Origin of the sequence: Synechococcus sp. KORDI-52, assembly GCF_000737595.1 — a bacterium.
Lineage (GTDB): Bacteria > Cyanobacteriota > Cyanobacteriia > PCC-6307 > Cyanobiaceae > Parasynechococcus.
Genome location: NZ_CP006271.1, coordinates 145,013 through 164,649, shown reverse-complemented (window position 1 = coordinate 164,649; position 19,637 = coordinate 145,013). Strand labels below are relative to the sequence as shown.

20 protein-coding genes and 1 tRNA gene are annotated in these 19,637 nt (G+C 60.2%); 9 read left to right on the top strand and 12 right to left on the bottom strand.

Features of this window, described 5'->3' with window-relative positions; all coding sequences use genetic code 11:
• Nucleotides 1-127 precede the first annotated feature (127 nt).
• The 3 genes from KR52_RS00945 to KR52_RS00940 form a co-directional block, all read right to left on the bottom strand.
• The gene (locus KR52_RS00945) at nt 128-328 is read right to left on the bottom strand and encodes a hypothetical protein (RefSeq protein ID WP_011363323.1); all 201 of its coding nucleotides are present in this window, start codon (nt 326-328) and stop codon (nt 128-130) included.
• A 42-nt stretch (nt 329-370) separates the two neighbouring features.
• Nucleotides 371-508 (bottom strand): hypothetical protein, encoded by a 138-nt coding sequence (locus KR52_RS14885; RefSeq protein WP_216725531.1) that lies wholly within the window; start codon nt 506-508, stop codon nt 371-373.
• 8 nt (nt 509-516) lie between these two features.
• Nucleotides 517-589 (bottom strand) — tRNA-Ala (locus tag KR52_RS00940).
• 45 nt (nt 590-634) lie between these two features.
• Between KR52_RS00940 and KR52_RS00935 the strand changes: the two genes are divergently transcribed.
• Together KR52_RS00935 and coaBC are read left to right on the top strand one after the other, a co-directional pair.
• On the top strand, nt 635-856 hold the full coding sequence (locus tag KR52_RS00935) for a DUF2555 domain-containing protein (protein ID WP_038551345.1): 222 nt from the start codon (nt 635-637) through the stop codon (nt 854-856).
• Nucleotides 846-2,138 (top strand): bifunctional phosphopantothenoylcysteine decarboxylase/phosphopantothenate--cysteine ligase CoaBC, encoded by a 1,293-nt coding sequence (coaBC, locus tag KR52_RS00930; RefSeq protein ID WP_038556651.1) that lies wholly within the window; start codon nt 846-848, stop codon nt 2,136-2,138. The genes KR52_RS00935 and coaBC overlap by 11 nt, the downstream gene beginning before the upstream one ends.
• Here coaBC and KR52_RS00925 read toward each other — a convergent pair.
• Complete coding sequence (locus KR52_RS00925; protein WP_038551341.1) at nt 2,105-2,413, bottom strand: hypothetical protein; 309 nt, start codon at nt 2,411-2,413, stop codon at nt 2,105-2,107. The genes coaBC and KR52_RS00925 overlap by 34 nt on opposite strands.
• Nucleotides 2,414-2,536: 123 nt before the next feature.
• On the opposite strand from KR52_RS00925, the gene KR52_RS00920 reads away from it, so the two are divergent.
• The 5 genes from KR52_RS00920 (at nt 2,537) to KR52_RS00900 (ending at nt 7,745) form a co-directional block, all read left to right on the top strand.
• Nucleotides 2,537-3,367, top strand: coding sequence for a photosystem II manganese-stabilizing polypeptide (locus KR52_RS00920; RefSeq protein WP_038551339.1), 831 nt, complete (start codon nt 2,537-2,539; stop codon nt 3,365-3,367).
• A 107-nt stretch (nt 3,368-3,474) separates the two neighbouring features.
• The gene (gene sat / locus KR52_RS00915) at nt 3,475-4,647 is read left to right on the top strand and encodes a sulfate adenylyltransferase (protein WP_038551336.1); all 1,173 of its coding nucleotides are present in this window, start codon (nt 3,475-3,477) and stop codon (nt 4,645-4,647) included.
• A gap of 44 nt (nt 4,648-4,691) precedes the next feature.
• Nucleotides 4,692-6,542 carry an ATP-dependent zinc metalloprotease FtsH gene (gene ftsH / locus KR52_RS00910; protein ID WP_038551333.1) on the top strand — a complete coding sequence of 617 codons (1,851 nt, stop codon included), beginning with the start codon at nt 4,692-4,694 and terminating at the stop codon, nt 6,540-6,542.
• 28 nt (nt 6,543-6,570) lie between these two features.
• A complete protein-coding gene (locus KR52_RS00905) occupies nt 6,571-7,215 on the top strand; it encodes a bifunctional 4-hydroxy-2-oxoglutarate aldolase/2-dehydro-3-deoxy-phosphogluconate aldolase (protein ID WP_253912426.1) in 645 nt (214 codons plus the stop codon).
• 62 nt (nt 7,216-7,277) lie between these two features.
• The gene (locus KR52_RS00900) at nt 7,278-7,745 is read left to right on the top strand and encodes a hypothetical protein (RefSeq protein ID WP_038551327.1); all 468 of its coding nucleotides are present in this window, start codon (nt 7,278-7,280) and stop codon (nt 7,743-7,745) included.
• An 11-nt stretch (nt 7,746-7,756) separates the two neighbouring features.
• Here the strand turns inward: KR52_RS00900 and aroC are convergent, their stop codons facing one another.
• The 5 genes from aroC to psbA form a co-directional block, all read right to left on the bottom strand.
• The gene (gene aroC, locus KR52_RS00895) at nt 7,757-8,851 is read right to left on the bottom strand and encodes a chorismate synthase (RefSeq protein WP_038556648.1); all 1,095 of its coding nucleotides are present in this window, start codon (nt 8,849-8,851) and stop codon (nt 7,757-7,759) included.
• A gap of 39 nt (nt 8,852-8,890) precedes the next feature.
• On the bottom strand, nt 8,891-9,349 hold the full coding sequence (locus KR52_RS00890; RefSeq protein WP_051834238.1) for a cupin domain-containing protein: 459 nt from the start codon (nt 9,347-9,349) through the stop codon (nt 8,891-8,893).
• Nucleotides 9,346-10,104 (bottom strand): aspartyl/asparaginyl beta-hydroxylase domain-containing protein, encoded by a 759-nt coding sequence (locus KR52_RS00885; RefSeq protein ID WP_038551323.1) that lies wholly within the window; start codon nt 10,102-10,104, stop codon nt 9,346-9,348. Before KR52_RS00885 ends, KR52_RS00890 begins: the two co-directional genes overlap by 4 nt.
• Before the next feature lie 120 nt (nt 10,105-10,224).
• On the bottom strand, nt 10,225-11,277 hold the full coding sequence (locus KR52_RS00880; protein ID WP_038551320.1) for an FUSC family protein: 1,053 nt from the start codon (nt 11,275-11,277) through the stop codon (nt 10,225-10,227).
• 135 nt (nt 11,278-11,412) lie between these two features.
• Nucleotides 11,413-12,492: a photosystem II q(b) protein gene (gene psbA / locus KR52_RS00875; RefSeq protein ID WP_038551317.1), complete on the bottom strand. Its 1,080-nt coding sequence runs from the start codon at nt 12,490-12,492 to the stop codon at nt 11,413-11,415.
• Between the two features lie 169 nt (nt 12,493-12,661).
• Between psbA and KR52_RS00870 the strand changes: the two genes are divergently transcribed.
• Nucleotides 12,662-14,251, top strand: coding sequence for a photosystem II high light acclimation radical SAM protein (locus KR52_RS00870; RefSeq protein ID WP_038551314.1), 1,590 nt, complete (start codon nt 12,662-12,664; stop codon nt 14,249-14,251).
• 178 nt (nt 14,252-14,429) lie between these two features.
• On the opposite strand, the gene KR52_RS00865 is transcribed toward KR52_RS00870, so the two are convergent.
• The 3 genes from KR52_RS00865 to KR52_RS00855 are packed head-to-tail and all read right to left on the bottom strand — an operon-like array spanning nt 14,430 to nt 16,873.
• A complete protein-coding gene (locus tag KR52_RS00865; protein ID WP_051834237.1) occupies nt 14,430-15,278 on the bottom strand; it encodes a CPBP family intramembrane glutamic endopeptidase in 849 nt (282 codons plus the stop codon).
• Nucleotides 15,279-15,599 carry an ATP-dependent Clp protease adapter ClpS gene (gene clpS / locus KR52_RS00860; protein ID WP_038551312.1) on the bottom strand — a complete coding sequence of 107 codons (321 nt, stop codon included), beginning with the start codon at nt 15,597-15,599 and terminating at the stop codon, nt 15,279-15,281.
• Nucleotides 15,600-15,646: 47 nt separating this feature from the next.
• Complete coding sequence (locus KR52_RS00855; protein ID WP_038551309.1) at nt 15,647-16,873, bottom strand: LL-diaminopimelate aminotransferase; 1,227 nt, start codon at nt 16,871-16,873, stop codon at nt 15,647-15,649.
• A 53-nt stretch (nt 16,874-16,926) separates the two neighbouring features.
• Here KR52_RS00855 and KR52_RS00850 point away from each other — a divergent pair, with 53 nt between their 5' ends.
• The gene (locus tag KR52_RS00850; protein WP_038551307.1) at nt 16,927-19,590 is read left to right on the top strand and encodes a TIGR03960 family B12-binding radical SAM protein; all 2,664 of its coding nucleotides are present in this window, start codon (nt 16,927-16,929) and stop codon (nt 19,588-19,590) included.
• Nucleotides 19,591-19,637 lie beyond the last annotated feature (47 nt).

Sequence of the window (19,637 nt, the reverse complement as noted above, 5' to 3'; positions counted from 1 at the left end):
TGCAGGCATCAGGCACGACGACGAGAAGATGTTTTCAATCAAGTGTTCCGAACAGTCCTGCTCCTGGTGATGGGCACTGCTGCAGCTGGCCAGGCGTTCGTGCTTCAGAGACCGCTTGTATTGAAGGCTATTTGGACTCCGCTTTTGCTTTCCTGGACGCTTTGCCTTCAAGGAGTTCAAGGAGGGCTTCCATCTGAGCCATGACACCCCGCACTTCACCGGCCTCAGGCAGAAGACCATCCTCCATCACGCCTTGGTGCATTTCGCGCAGTTCCTGGCGGATGTAGCGCAGGTGGCTGACAACCTGCTCACGTTTCGATTGCGACATGGTTAAGCGGGGACTAGTACCCCCCTTTTACCTCATGAGAGGTCAGGTTCGGCGAGATGGTCCACGACTTATCGCACCGGCTGCAGCCAGGAGTGTGAAGGTGAGCAGGGCTGAAGGTCGTGCCACGGTGCTGAACACCACAAGGGCAAACAGGCCAATGAGTCGCAGGCGACGCTGCAAAAGCGCAGTGGAGAATAGGGGATTCGAACCCCTGACCTCTGCGGTGCGATCGCAGCGCTCTACCAACTGAGCTAATTCCCCGGTCAGCTAACGCTAGCCGGCACGGCCTGCGTCAAACTGCGATGAATGGCGTCTGAGGACGGCTCGATGCTTACGCAGGAACGGCTCGAAGCTTTTGACGAAGCCTCGACGGCCGAACTCGCCCGCCGGCTTGAAGAGGACGATTACCCCTCTCCTTTCGACAGCTTGTCGGATTGGCACCTGCTTCGGGCGCTGGCCATCCACCGGCCAGAACTGATCCTTCCGTACCACCATTTGGTGGACCAAGAACCTTTTGATGAAGACTGAGCAGGCGTCGCCACTGTGCGGGCGGCGTGTGCTGGTGGCCGTCAGCGGCAGCATTGCTGCTGTTAAGACGCCCTTGCTTGTCAGCGCGCTCATCAAAGCCGGCGCTGAGGTGCGCTGTCTTGTGACCACCAGTGCTGCTGCCTTGGTGAGTCCCGTGGCGCTCGCCAGCCTCAGTCGCCATCGCTGCTACCTCGAGGCCGACCAGTGGGACTCCGCCTCATCCAGGCCGTTGCACATCGAGTTGGCGGAGTGGGCGGAGTTGGCCATCGTTGCGCCCCTGAGTGCCAGCAGCCTCGCCCGCTGGAGCCAGGGGGCAGCCGATGGTCTGCTCGCCAGCGTTCTGCTGGCCATGGAAGCTCCTGTCATCGCGGCTCCGGCGATGAACACGGCCATGTGGCGCCACCCTGCGGTGCAACGCAACTGGCTGCAGATTCAAGACTTCCCTGGGGTGGTTCCCCTGCTGCCGATGTCCGGTCTGCTGGCCTGTGATCGCGTCGGCGATGGGCGAATGGCCGATCCAGCCCTGATTCAGCTGGCGGCTGCGTCCGTGTTCAGTCGCGGTTCTGGCGCACCTGTCGCGAACCGTGATTGGTCGGGGACGTCTGTTCTTGTCTCGGCTGGCCCAACCCAGGAATCCATCGATGCCGCCCGTTTTCTGAGCAACCGCAGCAGCGGTCGAATGGGCGTGCTTCTGGCACAAGCCGCACGCTTCAGGGGAGCCGCCGTGCGCCTGGTGCACGGCCCTTTGGATCTTCCTGAGGCCTGGTTGGAGGGATTGCAATGCACCCGGATTGAAACTGCAGCTGAGCTCAGCTCAGCACTGCAGGTGGCGCTCCCCACCTCGGAAGTTCTCGTGATGGCGGCCGCTGTCGCTGATCTCCGACGGGAAGCGGCTCCTGAAGGCAAGCTCGCCAAGTTGGAGCTTCCTGCTGTGCTGTCCTCCGGTTGGACCGAAGTTCCTGATCTGCTCTCTGATCTGACCCGTCAACGACGACCAGGTCAGTTGGTCCTTGGGTTCTCGGCACTCACAGGGGATGACAGCCAATTGCTCGAGCGGGCTGAGGCCAAGCGGATGGTGAAGGGCTGTGATCTGATGATGGTGAATCCTGTGGACCGTGAGGGTCAGGGTTTCGGAAACCAACCCAATGGTGGCTGGTTGCTGGGACACGGCTGGAGCCGCAAGCTTCCGGTGATGGACAAACTTTCTCTGGCCCATCGGTTGCTGGATGCTCTGCTTAACGCTCAGGATCAGGCTGCGGCATCAGCATTGCTTGAATCCTGACCGAGAAGGTCGATGAAGGTGCGCAGCTGCAGCCTGGGGATGTATGGCCAGCCGCCGTTTTTCTCCATGCGCTGCAGCAGTGTGAACAATTTCTGGCGGTTTTCAGGCAGGCTCTGGCGGAACGGCCCGTCCTGAATGTCCCGATGCAGGGCCTCAAGCTCGCGCAGCAGGGCCAGCAGTGCTTCCGGATTTCCCCTCAACTCCTCTGCCAACGCGCCAAGGGCGGCCAGCGCCGGAGCCATGCGTGCCTGGGTTGAATCCGGATCGTTTGACATCACGCGCTTTCGACAAGTTGTTGAGAGCTGCAAAAGGCTAGCCCTGCCGCCATTTTTCGCCCTGTAAGATCCAGTTTCGACGGTTTTCCGTTCCCTCTAGCCTTCAGCCGACAGGCTCTATCCATGCGCATTCGTCCTCTGCTGGCCGTCGTGCTGGCGCTCTGCCTTGCGTTCTTCACCACGGCTTGCAGTGGTGACAATGAGGCGGTTCAACGGTCGGGGTCCAACGTGACCTACGACGACATCCGCAACACTGGCAAAGCCAATGACTGCCCCACGATTGGGGACTCGGCTCGTGGCTCCATTCCTCTGACCGTTGGCGGCAGCTATGAGCTGCGCGACATCTGCATGCATCCGGTGCAGGTTTATGCCAAGGAGGAGCCCAAGAACATCCGCCAGCAGGCTGAATTTGTCGAAGGCAAGATCCTGACGCGCTACACCTCCAGCCTTGACGAGGTCTTCGGTGATCTCACCGTGACGGAGTCCGGTCTTCAGTTCAACGAAAAGGGCGGCATCGATTTCCAGCCGATCACTGTGCTGGTGCCCGGTGGCGAAGAGTTCCCGTTCACGTTTTCCAGCAAATCTCTGGATGCCAAGGCTGAAGGTGCTGCCATCACCACCAGTACTGACTTTGAAGGCACCTATCGGACTCCGAGCTACCGCACCAGCAACTTCATCGATCCCAAGGGTCGTGCTCTGACCACCGGCGTGCAATACGCCCAGGGGCTTGTCGCTCTCGGCGGTGACGACGAGCAGCTCGAGAAGGACAACAACAAGCGCTACATCGATGGCGTGGGCACCATGAGCCTGTCGATCACCAAGGTGGATCCTGAAACCGGTGAATTTGCCGGTGTGTTCAGCGCCATCCAACCTTCCGACTCGGATATGGGTGGTCGGGAAATTGTCGACATCAAGATCAGCGGCGATCTCTATGGACGCCTCGAAGAGGCTTGATCACCCACTCGACATCAGGCGTTAACGGGGGGCTCTGGCCCCCTTTTTGATGCCCCATTGCAATCCACCGGCGATCTGGGAGAATCGCCCGATCTTTTCCTGACGTCATGACCGCCAGTGCTTCTGCTCCCGCCCAGCGATCTGGTGTGATCGCTCCCTACGGCGGAACACTGGTTGATCTGATGGTGGCCGATGCCGATCGTGCCGCGGTGAAAGGCACCGCCACCAAAACGATCGAATGCTCGGATCGCAACGCCTGTGACGTGGAACTGCTCTGCGTCGGTGGTTTCTCCCCCTTGCGTGGCTTCATGCACCAGGAGGACTACGACGCGGTGGTCAATGGCCATCGTCTGGCCGCGGGGCAGCTCTTCGGCCTGCCGATTGTGATGGACACCGACCGCGATGACGTGGTGGTGGGCGACAAGCTGCTGCTCACCTACAAGGGCCAGGATCTCGCGGTCCTCGAGGTGGAGGACAAGTGGGAACCCAACAAAGTGGCCGAGGCCAAGGGCTGCTACGGCACCACCTCCATCGAGCACCCGGCGGTTCGGATGATCACGATGGAGCGCAAGCGCTTCTACCTGGGGGGAAGCCTCAAGGGGCTTGCACTGCCTGAGCGGGTGTTCCCCTGCAAGACCCCGGCTGAGGTACGTGCAGGCCTGCCGGAAGGTGAGGACGTGGTGGCGTTCCAGTGCCGTAACCCCATCCACCGCGCTCACTACGAACTGTTCACCCGTGCCCTGCATGCGCAGAACGTGAGTGACAACGCTGTGGTGCTCGTCCATCCCACCTGCGGGCCCACCCAGCAGGACGACATCCCTGGAGCCGTTCGTTTCCAGACCTATGAGCGTCTGGCCGCCGAGGTGAACAACGACAGCATCCGCTGGGCCTACCTGCCCTACGCCATGCACATGGCAGGGCCACGTGAAGCGCTGCAGCACATGATCATCCGCCGCAACTACGGATGCACCCACTTCATCATCGGCCGCGACATGGCCGGCTGCAAATCGTCTCTGACCGGTGACGACTTCTACGGCCCCTACGACGCGCAGAACTTCGCCAAGGAGTGCGCTCCCGAGCTCACCATGGAAACGGTTCCCTCGCTGAACCTCGTCTACACCCAGGAAGAGGGCTATGTGACGGCGGAGCATGCCGAAGCCCGCGGTCTGCACGTGAAGAAGCTCAGCGGCACCCAGTTCCGCAAGATGCTGCGTGGCGGCGAGGAAATTCCCGAGTGGTTCGCCTTCAAGAGCGTGGTTGAGGTGCTTCGCGCCGCCTGAAGACTGAGAACCGGTTTAACATTCCTTCATCTACGAGACGGCCTGTGAACAAGCGTTGGCGAAATATCGGTCTTGGGGCCCTTTTGGTCCTGGCGATCGTTGTGATTGCTCCAGCGTTCATTGGTGGCGGTGGTGGGAGCCAGCCCCAGGTGAACACCATCCGCTACAGCGAGTTCGTTGAGGCGGTGAAGGATGACCAGATCAGCCGGGTTCTGATCTCCCCGGACCAGGGCACGGCTCAGGTGGTGGAAAACGATGGTCGTCGTGCTCAGGTCAACCTGGCCCCCGACCGTGAGCTGCTCGGTTTGCTGACCGACCACAACGTCGACATCGCCGTTCAGCCCTCCCGTCAGACCCCTGGATGGCAGCAAGCCGCTGGCAGCTTGATCTTCCCGCTCCTTCTGCTGGGTGGCTTGTTCTTCCTCTTCCGGCGCTCCCAAGGCGGAGGTGGTGGGAATCCCGCCATGCAGTTCGGCAAGAGCAAGGCGCGGGTGCAGATGGAGCCCTCCACCCAGGTCACTTTCACCGATGTGGCCGGGATTGAAGGAGCGAAGCTTGAACTCACCGAGGTCGTCGACTTTCTCAAGAACCCCGATCGCTTCACAGCCGTCGGCGCAAAGATCCCGAAAGGCGTTCTTCTTGTTGGGCCTCCCGGCACCGGTAAGACCCTGCTCGCTAAGGCCGTGGCGGGTGAAGCAGGTGTTCCGTTCTTTTCGATCTCCGGTTCTGAGTTCGTTGAGATGTTCGTTGGCGTTGGTGCCAGCCGAGTTCGCGATCTTTTTGAGCAAGCCAAGAAGAATGCTCCCTGCATCGTCTTCATTGACGAGATTGACGCCGTCGGTCGTCAGCGGGGCGCAGGCCTCGGCGGCGGCAATGATGAACGTGAACAGACTCTGAACCAGCTCCTGACGGAGATGGACGGCTTCGAGGGCAACACCGGCATCATCATCGTGGCGGCCACCAACCGCCCCGATGTGCTGGATGCAGCCTTGATGCGCCCCGGACGTTTTGATCGTCAGGTCACCGTTGATCGCCCCGACTACGCAGGACGTCTCCAGATCCTCGGCGTGCATGCACGCGGCAAAACTCTTGCCAAGGACGTCGATCTCGACAAAGTTGCCCGACGGACACCCGGTTACACCGGTGCTGATCTGGCCAACCTTCTCAATGAAGCTGCCATCCTCGCTGCCCGTCGCGAACTCTCGGAAGTGAGCAACGACGAGATCAGTGATGCCATCGAACGGGTCATGGCGGGTCCGGAGAAGAAAGACCGCGTCATGAGCGAGCGTCGCGCCCGTTTGGTGGCTTATCACGAGGCTGGTCATGCCCTCGTTGGGGCTTTGATGCCTGATTACGACCCGGTTCAGAAAATCTCCATCATTCCCCGCGGCAACGCCGGAGGACTGACGTTCTTCACCCCGAGTGAAGAGCGGATGGAGTCGGGGCTGTACTCACGCGCTTACCTCCAGAACCAGATGGCGGTTGCCCTCGGTGGTCGGGTTGCGGAAGAGATCGTCTATGGCGAAGACGAGGTCACTACAGGTGCCTCCAACGATCTCCAGCAGGTTGCTTCAACGGCGCGTCAGATGATCACGCGCTTCGGCATGAGCGACGAGCTGGGTCCTGTCGCCCTGGGTCGCGCGCAGGGTGGAATGTTCCTCGGCCGCGACATTGCAGCAGAGCGAGACTTCTCCGAAGAAACCGCAGCGATGATCGATAAGGAGGTCTCTGAACTTGTGGACGTGGCCTACAAGCGCGCCACCAAGGTTCTTGTTGACAACCGATCTGTTTTGGATGAGTTGGCCGAGATGCTCGTTGAGCAGGAGACTGTTGATGCCGAAGAGCTTCAGGAGCTGCTGATCCAACGTGACGTGCGGGTCGCCGAATACGTCTGATTTCAAACCGTCTTCCAACCCTTGGCTGGTGCGGCAGGAGCTCTTGGTGGCATCCCTGCAGCGTCAGCCTCTTTTGTTGGTGGTTCGGCCTGAGCCCAACGACCTCGCACCCACCGGTGCGGGATCTCGCTTATTGGGGCAAGTGCAGCAGCTCCACGCCGCAGGTCTGCGCCATCTCGAAGTGGCCTGGCTGAATCAGCCGGGTTGGGTGGAGTTCATCCAACGGATTCAGGACCTCTGCCCCGCCCTGAACCTCGGAGTGGCTTCTGTCACATCGACCAAGGCGCTGACAGTTCTTTCCCGGTTGAACCTTGGCTATGCCATGGCGCCCTGCTGGTGTCCGGAGTTGGTGGAGCAGGCCAGGGCCCTTGGCGTGTTGCTGGTGCCTGGCGTGTTCAGTCCCTCAGAAGTGCATCAAGCCATGCGGCACGGATGTCGTGTCGTCAAGCTGTTTCCTGCGGCGAACCTGGGGCCGGGATATTGGGGGCGATTGCATGCACCGCTCGGTCCCTTGCCCTTTGTGATCGCGGCAGGCGGTCTTGAGGTGAGTGACATCTCCGTCTGGCTGGAGGCGGGGCATGGCGCCGTGGCGCTGGGACGCAGGGTTGTGGGTTCTGCGCCTGCTTTTGAAGCACTGCTCGACTGGTTGGGCCAATCGACAACCCAGCCTTGATACCACCAATGGGTTGGCGTGAGTCCCGGATGCTACAGATGAGATAGCTATCCAACTGCGTCATGTCGCAGCTCACGATCAAGCTCAGCGACAAGGCCGATGCCCTGATCGCTCAGCTTCAGAAGGAGATCTTCAATCGTCGCCGCAAGAAGGTTTCGGCTGCCGGGGTCGTCGAGACCCTGGTCGAAAGTGGTGCGAAGTCCCAGTCAGACAAGCGATTCGCCACGTCCTGGTCCAATCTGATCAAGGACATCGAGAAGGCGGCCAAGTTGTCCTATGCCCACGGGAGCAAGCCCTCCACCCTCAGTGATGAGGAGTGGGCCCTCGTGCTCAGCCATCGCAGCCGTGGAACAACCGGTCGGACACGCCGGACGGTGAAGAAAACGATGTCGGCCAAAAAACCTGTCTCAGCAAAGGCTCCGGCCAGCAAAAAGACTGTTCGCCGCACGCGGACCCGCAGTGCGGCGAAGGCGAAACCGGTGGCCGCGGTCGCCAGCTCCAACGGAAGCACAGCTGCGGCGTCTCTCTGACCTGAGGCTGTTCACCAAAGGCTGCATTGCCCCTGCTGCCTCAGCAGGTGATCCGCCAGAACAAGCGCCACCATTGCTTCCACCATCGGCACGGCCCGGGGCAGAACGCAGGGGTCGTGCCGACCTTTTCCTGCCAGCGTTGTGGCTTTGCCATCGGAATCAATGGTCTGTTGCTCCTTGCGGATCGTGGCCGTTGGCTTGAAGGCCACCCGGATCACAATCGGTTCACCGTTGCTGATGCCCCCTTGGATGCCGCCGGAGTTGTTGGTGGCGGTTTTCAGCCGGCCATCGTCGCTCGGCAGAAAGGCATCGTTGTGCTCGCTTCCTTTCAGCAGCGTTCCGTCGAAACCGGAGCCAATTTCGAATCCCTTGGTGGCAGGGAGCGACATCACCGCTTTGGCGAGGTCGGCTTCGAGCTTGTCGAACACCGGCATCCCCAAGCCAATGGCGGGATGCCTCACCACGCATTCGATCACGCCGCCGCAGGAATCGCCTTCACGGCCAATGGCTTCAATCCTTTGAATCATCTGCTCGGCCACCGTTGGATCGGGGCAGCGAACGATGTTCGCTTCCACGTCGCTGAGTTGAACCTGCTGCGGGTCGATGCCGGAGGCTTCGATGCTGTGGATTCGCTTCACCCACGCCAGGACTTCGGTTCCAGCGGCTTGTTGCAGCAGCTGCTTGGCGATCGCACCTGCTGCGACACGCCCGATTGTTTCACGCGCAGAAGCACGTCCTCCGCCGCTGCGCGCCTGGATTCCGTACTTCGCCTGATAGGTGGCATCGGCATGGGATGGCCGAAAGGCGACGGCCATGTCCTTGTAATCTCCTGGCCGTTGGTCCTTGTTGCGCACCACCATGGCGATCGGCGTCCCCAGGGTGGTTTCGCCATCCAGCAACCCGCTGAGGACTTCCACCTGATCCGCCTCCTTGCGTGGCGTTGTGATGTGGCTCTGGCCCGGCTTGCGTCGATCAAGCTCGGCCTGAATGGACGCGACACTCAGGTTGAGCCGCGGAGGACAGCCCTCCACAATCACACCCACCCCTCCACCGTGGGATTCACCGAAGGTGCTGATCCGGAAGAGGTCGCCGAAGCTGCTGCCCATGGCCATTGATCGATGCGGTGAGGCTACGAAGCCATCGGTTCAGATCAACTCCGGATGGGGCCATTTCAGGCGTTCTGTTGCGGCTTGCTGCCGGACCATCTCGAAATCCAAGAAGTCAAACCCTGGACCGACACAACAGCTCACCAGGCTGTAATCACCCAGACTGCGCGCCGCCTGCCACACATTGGCTGGGACCACCTGAACGGGGTTGGCTTCATCCAGTGCATCACGTCTGAGTGCCGTGCCATCCGCCTGGCACTGAAAGAGCTCCAGCGTGGCTCCATCGATGTGCGTCCAGGCTTCATCGGCGCCGATCACGCGATGCCAGCAACTGACGGCATCGGCTGGCAACAGGAACAGAATCGCCGTTAATGCGGATCGCGTGACACCATCCTGGCGCTGAACCCGATCCTGGCTTCGATGCAACTCGCGGTACCAACCTCCTTCGGGATGGGGAGCCAACTGGAGCTGCTGGATCAGGGTCTGCTCCTGATTCATTGCAGGCCTGCACGCTGTCGCTTGTTCAGAAGATGCTGCCAGATCTGGGCTGCCGAGATGAAGATCCAGCTCATGCCGACCAGCCAGAACGGTTGGTCGTTGCGAAAGACGTCGAACAGCAACACCACCCTTGGCTGGTTGGAGCGATTGGTCGCTGCGTGCATGAACGTGTCATCCCAGAGAAACCCTTCGCCTTCCTGCAGGTAATAGGTGTTGCCATCAATCATCAGTTCACAGGAACTGCGGCCGTCGCCAAAATCCTCCGCATAGAGAGGCAGGTGGTAGCGCCAAACCCCTTTGAAGGCGCCTTTGTGTGGCCGCAACACCAACCCCGGGGGGAACAGGCTCACGGCCGCTGAAACGACGTTGGGGTGACGCTGGAGAAAGCTCCGCAAGGCAGGGATCAGTGCCTGATTGGCGGGGTAGTTGTAGCCATAGCCCCGTAACGGCAGCACACCCCAGACCTTGCCGTCGAATTCATACAGCGTGCGCTGTTGCTCGACAAATTCGCCAAAGGCCGGCAGGCGTCCTGCAAGGGCGACCTCCAGGGTTTCCTGGCGTATCTGCTGGTAAGACTCCAACAGCTCTCGGTGAGCTGGGAAGCTCTCGTCTGCTGCAACAACGGCGGGGTTGTGAAGTGATTTCTCATAGCACCACCGTGCGATCTCCCGCCAGAAGCGGTAATGCCATGGACCCCAGCGGATCAGGCGCTGGATGGGGCTGCGTTTTTTCCTCTTCTTCTTGGGTCTGACCACGCCGTGCTGGTTCTCTTGATCGTGGAGTTTTGCACGTTGATCTCGACCGCTGTGGTGTTGCTGATGCTGGGAGCTCCATGCCCACGGATCAGTTGAACGGCAGAGCCGGCGGGGTTCAGCTCAGCTGTCGACGTGGAGCCTTTTGTTTAGGGTCTGGTCGATCCAGGCAGCGCCAACAACCAGTGCGGCTGCATATGTCGTATCGAGCATCCGATAGAGGATCGTGTTTTGGACTGGATCTCCCACCATGGCGAATGCTGCCACGACATACAGCGTGACGCCGACGACGGCGGTGGCGTAGTGCACCCAGATGTAGGCGATCAGTAACCCTGCTCCCAGTACAGAGACCGGGAGCCAGTCATCGCCATGCAATGTCATCGCAAGGTTGAGCAGTCCGATCCCGCAGAGGCCGACCAGCGTCCCCAGAAACCTGTGCAGCACGCGGCTGCCGGTGGTGTTGAGGTTCACTTTGCTCATCCAGACCACCGACATCGGCAGCCAGTACTGATGGGACCATCCACTTGATTCCGATATTGCTGTCGCGAGCATCAATGTGATGGCGAGGCGGATGCCATGGCGTCGATGCAGGCTGCTTTGCCATTGGCTGATGTCGATCAAGCGTGGTCGTTGTTCCCTGGGTTGGTGTCGGCGTTTGGCGAGCGATCGCACGACGACGCAGAGCAGGGTCTGAACCCAGCTTCCGAGCAGAATCATGCTCATCTGAGCGATCACGGCTTCCGTTGGCCCCGGGTAGCCGACGTAGATGGTGAACACCACGAGGGTCAGCAGGCCTGAGAGGGCTGTGCGGGCGTTGTGGGCAGCAATCAAGGTGCAGATCAATCCGGTTGCACCGCTCACCAGAACTGCAATCGGTGTGTTTTCGGCGACGACCGCTCCAAGCCCCGCGCCCAGGGTCAAGCCTGCGGAGGTCCAGATCATGGTCTCCCAGGGGTGATCACGTCCGGGGCCCGTTTCAGCGATGGCGGTGAAGGTGGCCCCCAGGGTGATCGGAATCAGCAGCAGAGATGCATCAAATGCCAGGACCAACCAGGCCAGGGTTGCTGTGACGACGGCACCGCGGAGAACGTCCGACCAAGGGGCATGGTCTGGACGGTTGAATCTCAGCAGCGATGGATCTCCCCAGACGTCTGCGTTGACTGCGGGCGGCGTCATGGGGTGATGACTGCTGCGGTCATCGTGGCGCTGCTGCTTGCTTTCACAACAAAAAGCCCCCTCCGAGGAGGGGGCTTTCCGATTCAGTTGATCTGAATCGTTTTGCTGTTCAGATGTGAACAGGTTGATTCCAGATCAACCGATGGCAGGAGCCTGCAGAGCCACAGGAGTGGACTCAGCAGCAGCCAGGTCGAGGGGGAAGTTGTGAGCGTTGCGCTCGTGCATCACTTCCATGCCGAGGTTGGCGCGGTTCAGCACATCAGCCCAGGTGTTCAGGACACGGCCCTGACCATCAAGGATGGATTGGTTGAAGTTGAAACCGTTCAGGTTGAAAGCCATGGTGCTGACGCCCAGGGCAGTGAACCAGATGCCAACGACAGGCCAGGCAGCCAGGAAGAAGTGAAGGCTGCGGCTGTTGTTGAAGGAGGCGTATTGGAAGATCAGGCGACCGAAGTAACCGTGGGCAGCCACGATGTTGTAGGTCTCTTCCTCTTGGCCGAACTTGTAGCCGTAGTTCTGGGACTCGCTCTCGGTGGTTTCACGCACCAGGGAGGAGGTCACCAGGGAGCCGTGCATGGCGGAGAACAGGGATCCACCGAACACACCTGCGACACCCAGCATGTGGAAGGGGTGCATCAGGATGTTGTGCTCAGCCTGGAACACCAACATGAAGTTGAAGGTGCCAGAGATGCCCAGGGGCATGCCGTCAGAGAAGGAACCCTGACCGAAGGGGTAAACCAGGAACACTGCAGAAGCAGCAGCCACAGGTGCGCTGTAAGCAACGCAGATCCAGGGGCGCATGCCGAGGCGGTAGGAGAGTTCCCACTCGCGACCCATGTAGCAGAAGATGCCGATCAGGAAGTGGAAGACAACCAGCTGGTAAGGACCGCCGTTGTACAGCCACTCATCGAGAGAAGCAGCTTCCCAGATGGGATAGAAGTGCAGGCCGATGGCGTTGGAGGAAGGAACAACAGCACCGGAGATGATGTTGTTGCCGTAGATCAGAGAGCCAGCGACAGGCTCACGGATGCCGTCGATGTCAACCGGAGGAGCGGCAACGAAAGCAACGATGAAGCAGATCGTGGCAGCCAGCAGGGTGGGGATCATCAAGACACCGAACCAACCGACGTAGAGACGGTTGTTGGTGGAGGTGACCCACTCACAGAAGGCCTGCCAGCTGGAAGCGCCGGAGCGCTGCTGGAGGGTGGTGGTCATGAGAACGGAAAGAAATGTTCCCGAAGGAACGGTTTAAGGAAGGGCAGGAGAGCCCTGCCTCTAGGCAATGTAACGGAAGTTTGCGCTGTGTGTCGCGAGCTTTATGAAGCTGTTGTGAAGAGGGCCTCAGCCCCTCGGCCGCCGTGCTTGTTAGCGTCCCGAAACCCCTATGGCAGCTGACGTGGCACCACAACAGGAAAGGGTGTTGCTGGTTCGGCTGCCCTGCAATCCGATCTTTCCGATCGGGCCCATCTATCTCGCCGACCATCTGCACAAGTGTTTTCCGGAGATGCCGCAACGCGTCCTGGATCTCGCGGCCCTGCCTGTGCTGGACGTCCATCGCGTGCTGGACGCCACCGTTGACCAGTTTCAGCCGACGCTGCTGGTCTTCTCCTGGAGAGACATTCAGATCTATGCGCCGGTCGATGGACGCGGCGGTAACCCTCTGCAGAATTCGTTTGAGGTGTTCTACGCCCGCAATCCACTGAAACGTCTGCATGGAGCCTTGGGCGGGCTTCAGTTGATGCGCAGTCATTACGGCGAGCTGCGCAGAAACCAGCGTTTGGTGCGTCAGGGCTTGAAACGGGCGCGCCGCCACCAGTCGGCGGCCAGAGCGGTTCTGGGCGGTGGGGCCGTGAGTGTGTTCTACGAACAACTCGGCAAGTCGCTCCCCGAGGGAACAGTTGTGTCCATCGGTGAGGGGGAGCCGCTGCTTGAGAAGTTGATCCAAGGGCAGCCTCTCGACGGGGAACGTTGCTTCGTGGTGGGCGAAAAGCCACGTTCAGGCCTGATCCATGAGCAGCCGGAAAGTCGGCCCAAAACTGCCTGCGATTACGACTACATCGCTTCGATCTGGCCCCAGCTCAATTGGTACCTCGAGGGCGGCGATTTTTACGTGGGTGTTCAGACCAAGCGCGGCTGTCCCCACAACTGTTGTTATTGCGTCTACACGGTGGTGGAGGGCAAGCAGGTGCGCCTCAACCCCGTGGATGAAGTGGTGAAAGAGATGCGTCAGCTGTACGACCGCGGCGTGCGTGGTTTCTGGTTCACCGATGCCCAGTTCATCCCTGCGCGGCGCTACATCGAAGACGCCAAGGAACTGCTGCGGGCGATCAAAGCTGAAGGACTGACCGGCATTCGTTGGGCTGCCTACATCCGCGCCGACAATCTGGATCCTGAATTGGCTCAGCTGATGGTGGAGACGGGCATGAGCTATTTCGAGATCGGCATCACATCCGGCTCGCAGGAGCTGGTCCGCAAGATGCGCATGGGATACAACCTGCGCACTGTTCTGGAGAGCTGTCGGATGCTGGCGGATGCGGGCTTCCGAGACCACGTGTCGGTGAATTACTCCTTCAATGTGATCGACGAGCGGCCGGAAACGATCAGTCAGACCGTGGCTTATCACCGTGAGCTGGAGACCATTTTCGGCGCTGATTTGGTTGAGCCAGCCATCTTTTTCATCGGTTTGCAGCCTCACACGCACCTTGAGCAGTACGGGTTTGATCAGGGTCTGATCAAGCCGGGTTACAACCCGATGAGCATGATGCCGTGGACGGCTCGCAAACTTCTCTGGAACCCTGAGCCGATGGGAAGCACCTTTGGCCGGGTGTGTCTCGAGGCCTTTGATCGCAATCCTGCAGATTTCGGTCGCACAGTGATGTCACTTCTCGAAAGGGATTACGGCATCGCACCGCTGCAGGAAGCGTTACGTGCGCCAGTTGAGGGCAAAAAAGCTTTGGCAAATGCCATTCTGTAATTTAATTCGTCATGTCTTGATCGAGACTATTCCCAATCTCAAGCATTAATCTTTCTGTTGTTTGCTCGCAGGTTCAGTCGTTCGACTTTTCTTTCGTCGACAAGGTGCTCGGTGAATGAAGTGGTGTTGTGGTTGTACTTTTATTTTTAGCCGATTTGTTTGGCCGATGTGTCGTAAGTCAAGAGTGGCTTTCCTGTTTTTTGGTGCGCCAGCACAACAAAGCTAAAGTGCTAATTCCTATGGCTCCACCCAGTGGATTGGGTTGGTTACCACCCGGGCCGGTCAGCCAGGCAGGAGCATCGACAGACAATTCAAAGAGGCCTTGGTCCAGCAAAAACCAGCCGCTGACGAGGCCGCCATGCAGGCCGATGCAGCCCCAAAGTGAGCCATGGTCTAGCCGTCGCCGCAGCGCCAGCACCAGGCCCAGAAGGAACAATCCCGTGAGCAGGCCCAACATCGGCCATACACCCAGGTTGAACCGGGTGTGGACCAAGCTGAAAATCAAGGCCTGGCCAATCATCCCGACACGCGGACCGAGCAACTGATTCAGCTCCTCCCAGAGCCAACCGCGAAAGATCAGCTCTTCTGCCAAGCCAACACCAAACAACAGCAGCAGGGCATCCCCCACAAGCCTCCATGATCCTTGCCCTTGCCATTGGATCCAGTGGCCTAGCACAAGAGGAACCACCACCAGCGTCAGCAGCAGGCCAGCCCTCAGCAGGCCCCCCAGAAATGAGGCGGTCCTGGAAGATCTTGAAGATGTGCTGCTTCTGAGGCCAAGGGTTTGCCATGGAGAGCTGCGATGCCAGCGCAGGCGCACCCAGCGCGGCATCAACACCACAAACATCAGAAAGCTGAACAGCGTTCCCACCAGCGAGACAGCATCGTCAGGCAGCCCAAATAAGGTGAGCGTTTTCGCTTTAATCCAGCCGATCAGATAGAGAACCGGAACGAGCAGCAACGCCGGGAGCCAACGCGGGGTCAGCAGAATCAACCAATTCAGCCAGGCGTTGATGGTGCGGATCAATCAGTCTTCCGGTTCGATCGTGCTGGTCAGCCCCTTTGATTTCAGCATCTCGCAATAGAACTCAGCCGGTTCGATGTCACACACGATCACCAGGCCTACTCCGGTGTTGTGGGCTTCCAGCATCACGGCCATGCAGTCCTGCTCGCTGAGTTGAGGCACAACCTGCTGCAGGGTGGCCACCACGTATTCCATGGAGTTCACCGGATCGTTGTGCAGCAGCACCTTGTAGCGAGGCGAGCGCTTGCGAACCCGCTCTGGCGCTTTGTCTAGAACAGCTGCACCACCTGGTTTTTGGCTGGGAGAGTCCACCGCCATGGCCATTGATCCGAAGCGATTGAAATCTAAAGGGAATGCGAACGGGGAGCGGCTCACAGCGCCTTGATGCGGGCCATGGCTTCATCCACATTGGCGCGGCTGTTGAAGGCTGACAAGCGGAAATACCCTTCGCCAGCGGCACCGAAACCGCTGCCGGGGGTGCCCACCACGTTGGCTTTGTTGAGCAGATGGTCGAAGAAACCCCAGGAGTCCATGCCCTCAGGGGTCTTGATCCAGACGTAGGGCGCGTGTTCGCCGCCATAGACGGTGAGACCTGCCGCACTGAGTTCGCGGCGAATGATCGCGGCGTTCTCCATGTAGAAGCTCACCAGGGCCTTCACTTCGGCCTGACCGGCTTCGGAGTAAACAGCCTCAGCTCCGCGCTGAATGATGTAGCTCACACCGTTGAACTTGGTGCTCTGACGTCGGTTCCACAGCCCCCAGAGTTCCACCGCTTCGCCGTTGGCCGCTTTGCCTTTCAGCCCCTTGGGCACCACGGTGAAGGCACAGCGTGTGCCGGTGAAGCCAGCGTTTTTGGAGAAGGAACGGAATTCGATGGCGCAGTCCCGGGCGCCTTCGATCTCGAAGATGGAATGGGGGAGTTCCGGATCCTGGATGAAGGCCTCATACGCAGCATCGAACAAGATCAGGGCTCCATTGGAACGGGCGTAGTTCACCCAGGCCTGAAGTTGCTCCCGGGTGGCGACGGCCCCGGTGGGGTTGTTGGGGAAGCAGAGGTAGATCAGATCGACCGGTTCACTGGGAATCTGCGCTGCAAAACCGTTGTCTGCGCTGATCGGCAGGTAGGTCAGCCCCGCATAGCGACCGATCTCTCCGGCTTCCCCGGTGCGGCCAGCCATCACGTTGCTGTCCACGTACACCGGATAGACGGGGTCCGTAACGGCCACCTTGTTGCCCTCGCCGAGGATGTCGAGGATGTTGCTGCTGTCGCACTTGGAGCCGTCGGAAACAAAAATTTCCTCGGTACTGATGTCGCAGCCTCGGGCTTGGAAGTCGTTCTTGGCGATGGCCTCCCGCAGCCAGCCGTAGCCCTGTTCGGGGCCATAGCCGTGGAAGCCTTCGGCGGTGCCCATCGCATCGATGGCAGTTTTCATGGCTTCACGGCAGGCCAACGGCAGGGGCTCCGTCACATCACCGATGCCCAGGCGGATCAGCGCTGCATCAGGATTGGCGCCGCTGAAGGCTTTGACGCGCCGACCGATCTCAGGGAACAGGTAGCCCGCTTTGAGCTTGAGGTAATTGCCGTTGACCTGAACCACGGAACCGGAAGCTATTTCTGCGGGGCATCCTGCCGTGTCGGCAGCTCCATACGATGACCTCAGGAGTCAGAACATCCGTCGTGGTCGCTTCATCTCTGGATCACCCGGTTGATTTCCATGCCCTGGTGGACAGCGCCATCAACAAACCGGCTCGCTACATGGGGCACGAGTTGGGGGTTGAACCACGGGATTGGCACACAGCATCGGTTCGCTGGGCGCTCACCTATCCCGAGATTTATGAGGTGGGCTCCAGCAACCTCGGCCACATCATTCTTTATTCGATCCTCAATGCCGTCCCTGGGCAGTTGTGTGATCGCGCCTATCTCCCGGCGGCTGATTTGGCTGGCCGCTTGCGGAAGCGCTCCCAGGCCTTGTTTGCCGTGGAAAGCCGTCGGCCCTTGCCGGCCTTCGACATCCTGGGCTTCAGCCTCAGTTACGAACTTGGCGCCACCAACATCCTTGAGATGCTGGACCTGGCGCAGGTTCCCATTCGCGCCGCTGATCGGGGCGATTTGCCGCTGAGTGATCCTGCGGCACCTCCTCTGATTTTTGCCGGTGGTCCCACCGCCACCAGCAATCCAGAGCCCTATGCCCCGTTCTTCGACTTCATCGCCCTGGGTGACGGTGAGGAGCTGTTGCCCGAAATCGGTCTGGTGGTGGCGCAAGCCAAAGCCGATGGTTTGACGCGATCGCAACTGCTCCGCGATCTAGCCCAGGTCCCTGGCGTTTACGTGCCTGCGCTCTATGGAACCGGCGCCGATGGGGTCACCCTTGAGCCGCTTCACCCTGATGTTCCAGCGCGGGTTCTTCGCCGTGTGGCCACGCCGATGCCCCACTACGCCATGGGCCTTGTGCCCCATGTGGAAACGGTGCATGACCGTCTCACGGTGGAGATTCGCCGCGGTTGCACCCGGGGATGTCGGTTCTGCCAGCCCGGAATGTTGACGCGTCCGGCTCGGGATGTGGAACCCGAGGCCGTGATCGAGGCGGTGGAGACCGGGATGAAACAAACCGGCTACAGCGATTTCTCGCTGCTTTCCCTGAGCTGCAGCGACTACCTGGCGCTGCCGGCGGTGGGGGTTGAGTTGCGCAACCGCCTTGCGGATCAGAACGTCACGCTTCAGCTGCCCAGCCAGCGGGTGGATCGCTTTGACGAAGACATCGCCCACATCCTGGGTGGCACACGGAAAGCGGGTCTCACCTTCGCCCCAGAGGCCGGAACGCAGCGCCTCCGCGACATCGTCAACAAGGGCCTCACCGATGACGACCTGCTGCATGGAATCCGCACGGCCATGCAGAACGGCTACCGCAAGGTGAAGCTGTATTTCATGATCGGCCTCCCTGGTGAGACGGATGCCGATGTTTTCGGCATTGCCGAGACCTGCGTGATGCTGCAGCAGCGCTGCCGTGACCTGGGTCGGCTGAACCTGAACATCACGATCAGCAATTTCACGCCCAAGCCCCACACCCCTTTCCAGTGGCACAGCGTCTCCACGGCTGAGTTTCAGCGGCGTCAGGCCCTGCTCAAAGAGGCCTTCAGGCGTTTGCGTGGCGTGAAGGTGAATTTCACTGATGTGCGGCTTTCGGCCATGGAGGATTTTGTGGGCCGCAGCGATCGGCGCCTTGCCCCGGTGATCGAGGCCGCCTGGCGGGCCGGTGCCGGCATGGATGCCTGGTTCGAGTCGCTAGATCGCACCTACGCCGCCTGGACCGGAGCCATCGCGGATGCTGGCCTGGAGGGGCGGTACCGGGAGATGGAGGTGGGGGGCTGGAGTGCCGTGGCGGCCCTGGATCGGGAGGACCTGGAAGCGTTCTGTGCTCAGCCGCTTCCCTGGGATCACATTGACACCGGGATCGACAAGGCCTGGCTGGCGGACGATCTGCAACGGGCTCTGGCAGCGGCGGTTGTGCCCGACTGCTCCTTTGATGGCTGCAGCAGTTGTGGGGTCTGCGGCCCGGATCTCGGCCACAACGTGGTTGTTCCCCCTCCCGAGGTGCCAACCCAGGTGCCGACCCAGGCTCCGCCAAGTGAACGGGTGTGCCGGATCCGGGTGCAATTCGCCAAAACGGGATCGATGGCGCTGCTCAGCCATCTTGATCTGATGCGCATGCTGGAGCGGGCCCTGCGTCGCAGTGCGCTTCCGATCAGCTTCACCGGTGGGTTTCATCCTCTGCCACGGATTCAGATCGCTTTGGCACTGCCCCTCGGTGCTGAGGCCCAGAGCGAGTGGATGGATCTGGAATTCACCGAGGCCCTGGATCCCAACCACTTCTGCAAGACGCTGCAGCCGTTGTTGCCGGAGGGCATTCAGCTGCTGGCGGCAGCCGAGGTTCCCGTCAGCGGCAAAAGCCTTTCGCAAGAACTGATGGTGGCCATTTGGTGTTTTGATCTCGTGCCGCAGGAGCAGGCCCCGATGCCATTGGATTGGACTGCGGCGGTGGATCAGCTCCTGCAGGCCACAACCTTGGTGTGGCACGACACCGATAAGAAGGGCCGCCCCCGGGAGCGGGATTGCCGCCCCGCGTTGAAGGCGCTGCAGGTAACGGATCAGAACGCCAATGGATCCATTCGGCTTCGCTTGGAAGCAGCGGTGGATGAGATGGGCCGCAGCTTGCGTCCTGCTCAGATTCAGCACTGGCTTGCCGAGAGCGTCCGCCAGCCCTTGCAGGTGCAACGCTTGGTGCGAGAAGCCCTGCTGCTTGAAGCGCAGTGCTAATTTGGCTACAGAACAGGTGTTCCGTCCGTCGGAACCAACCATGTTCC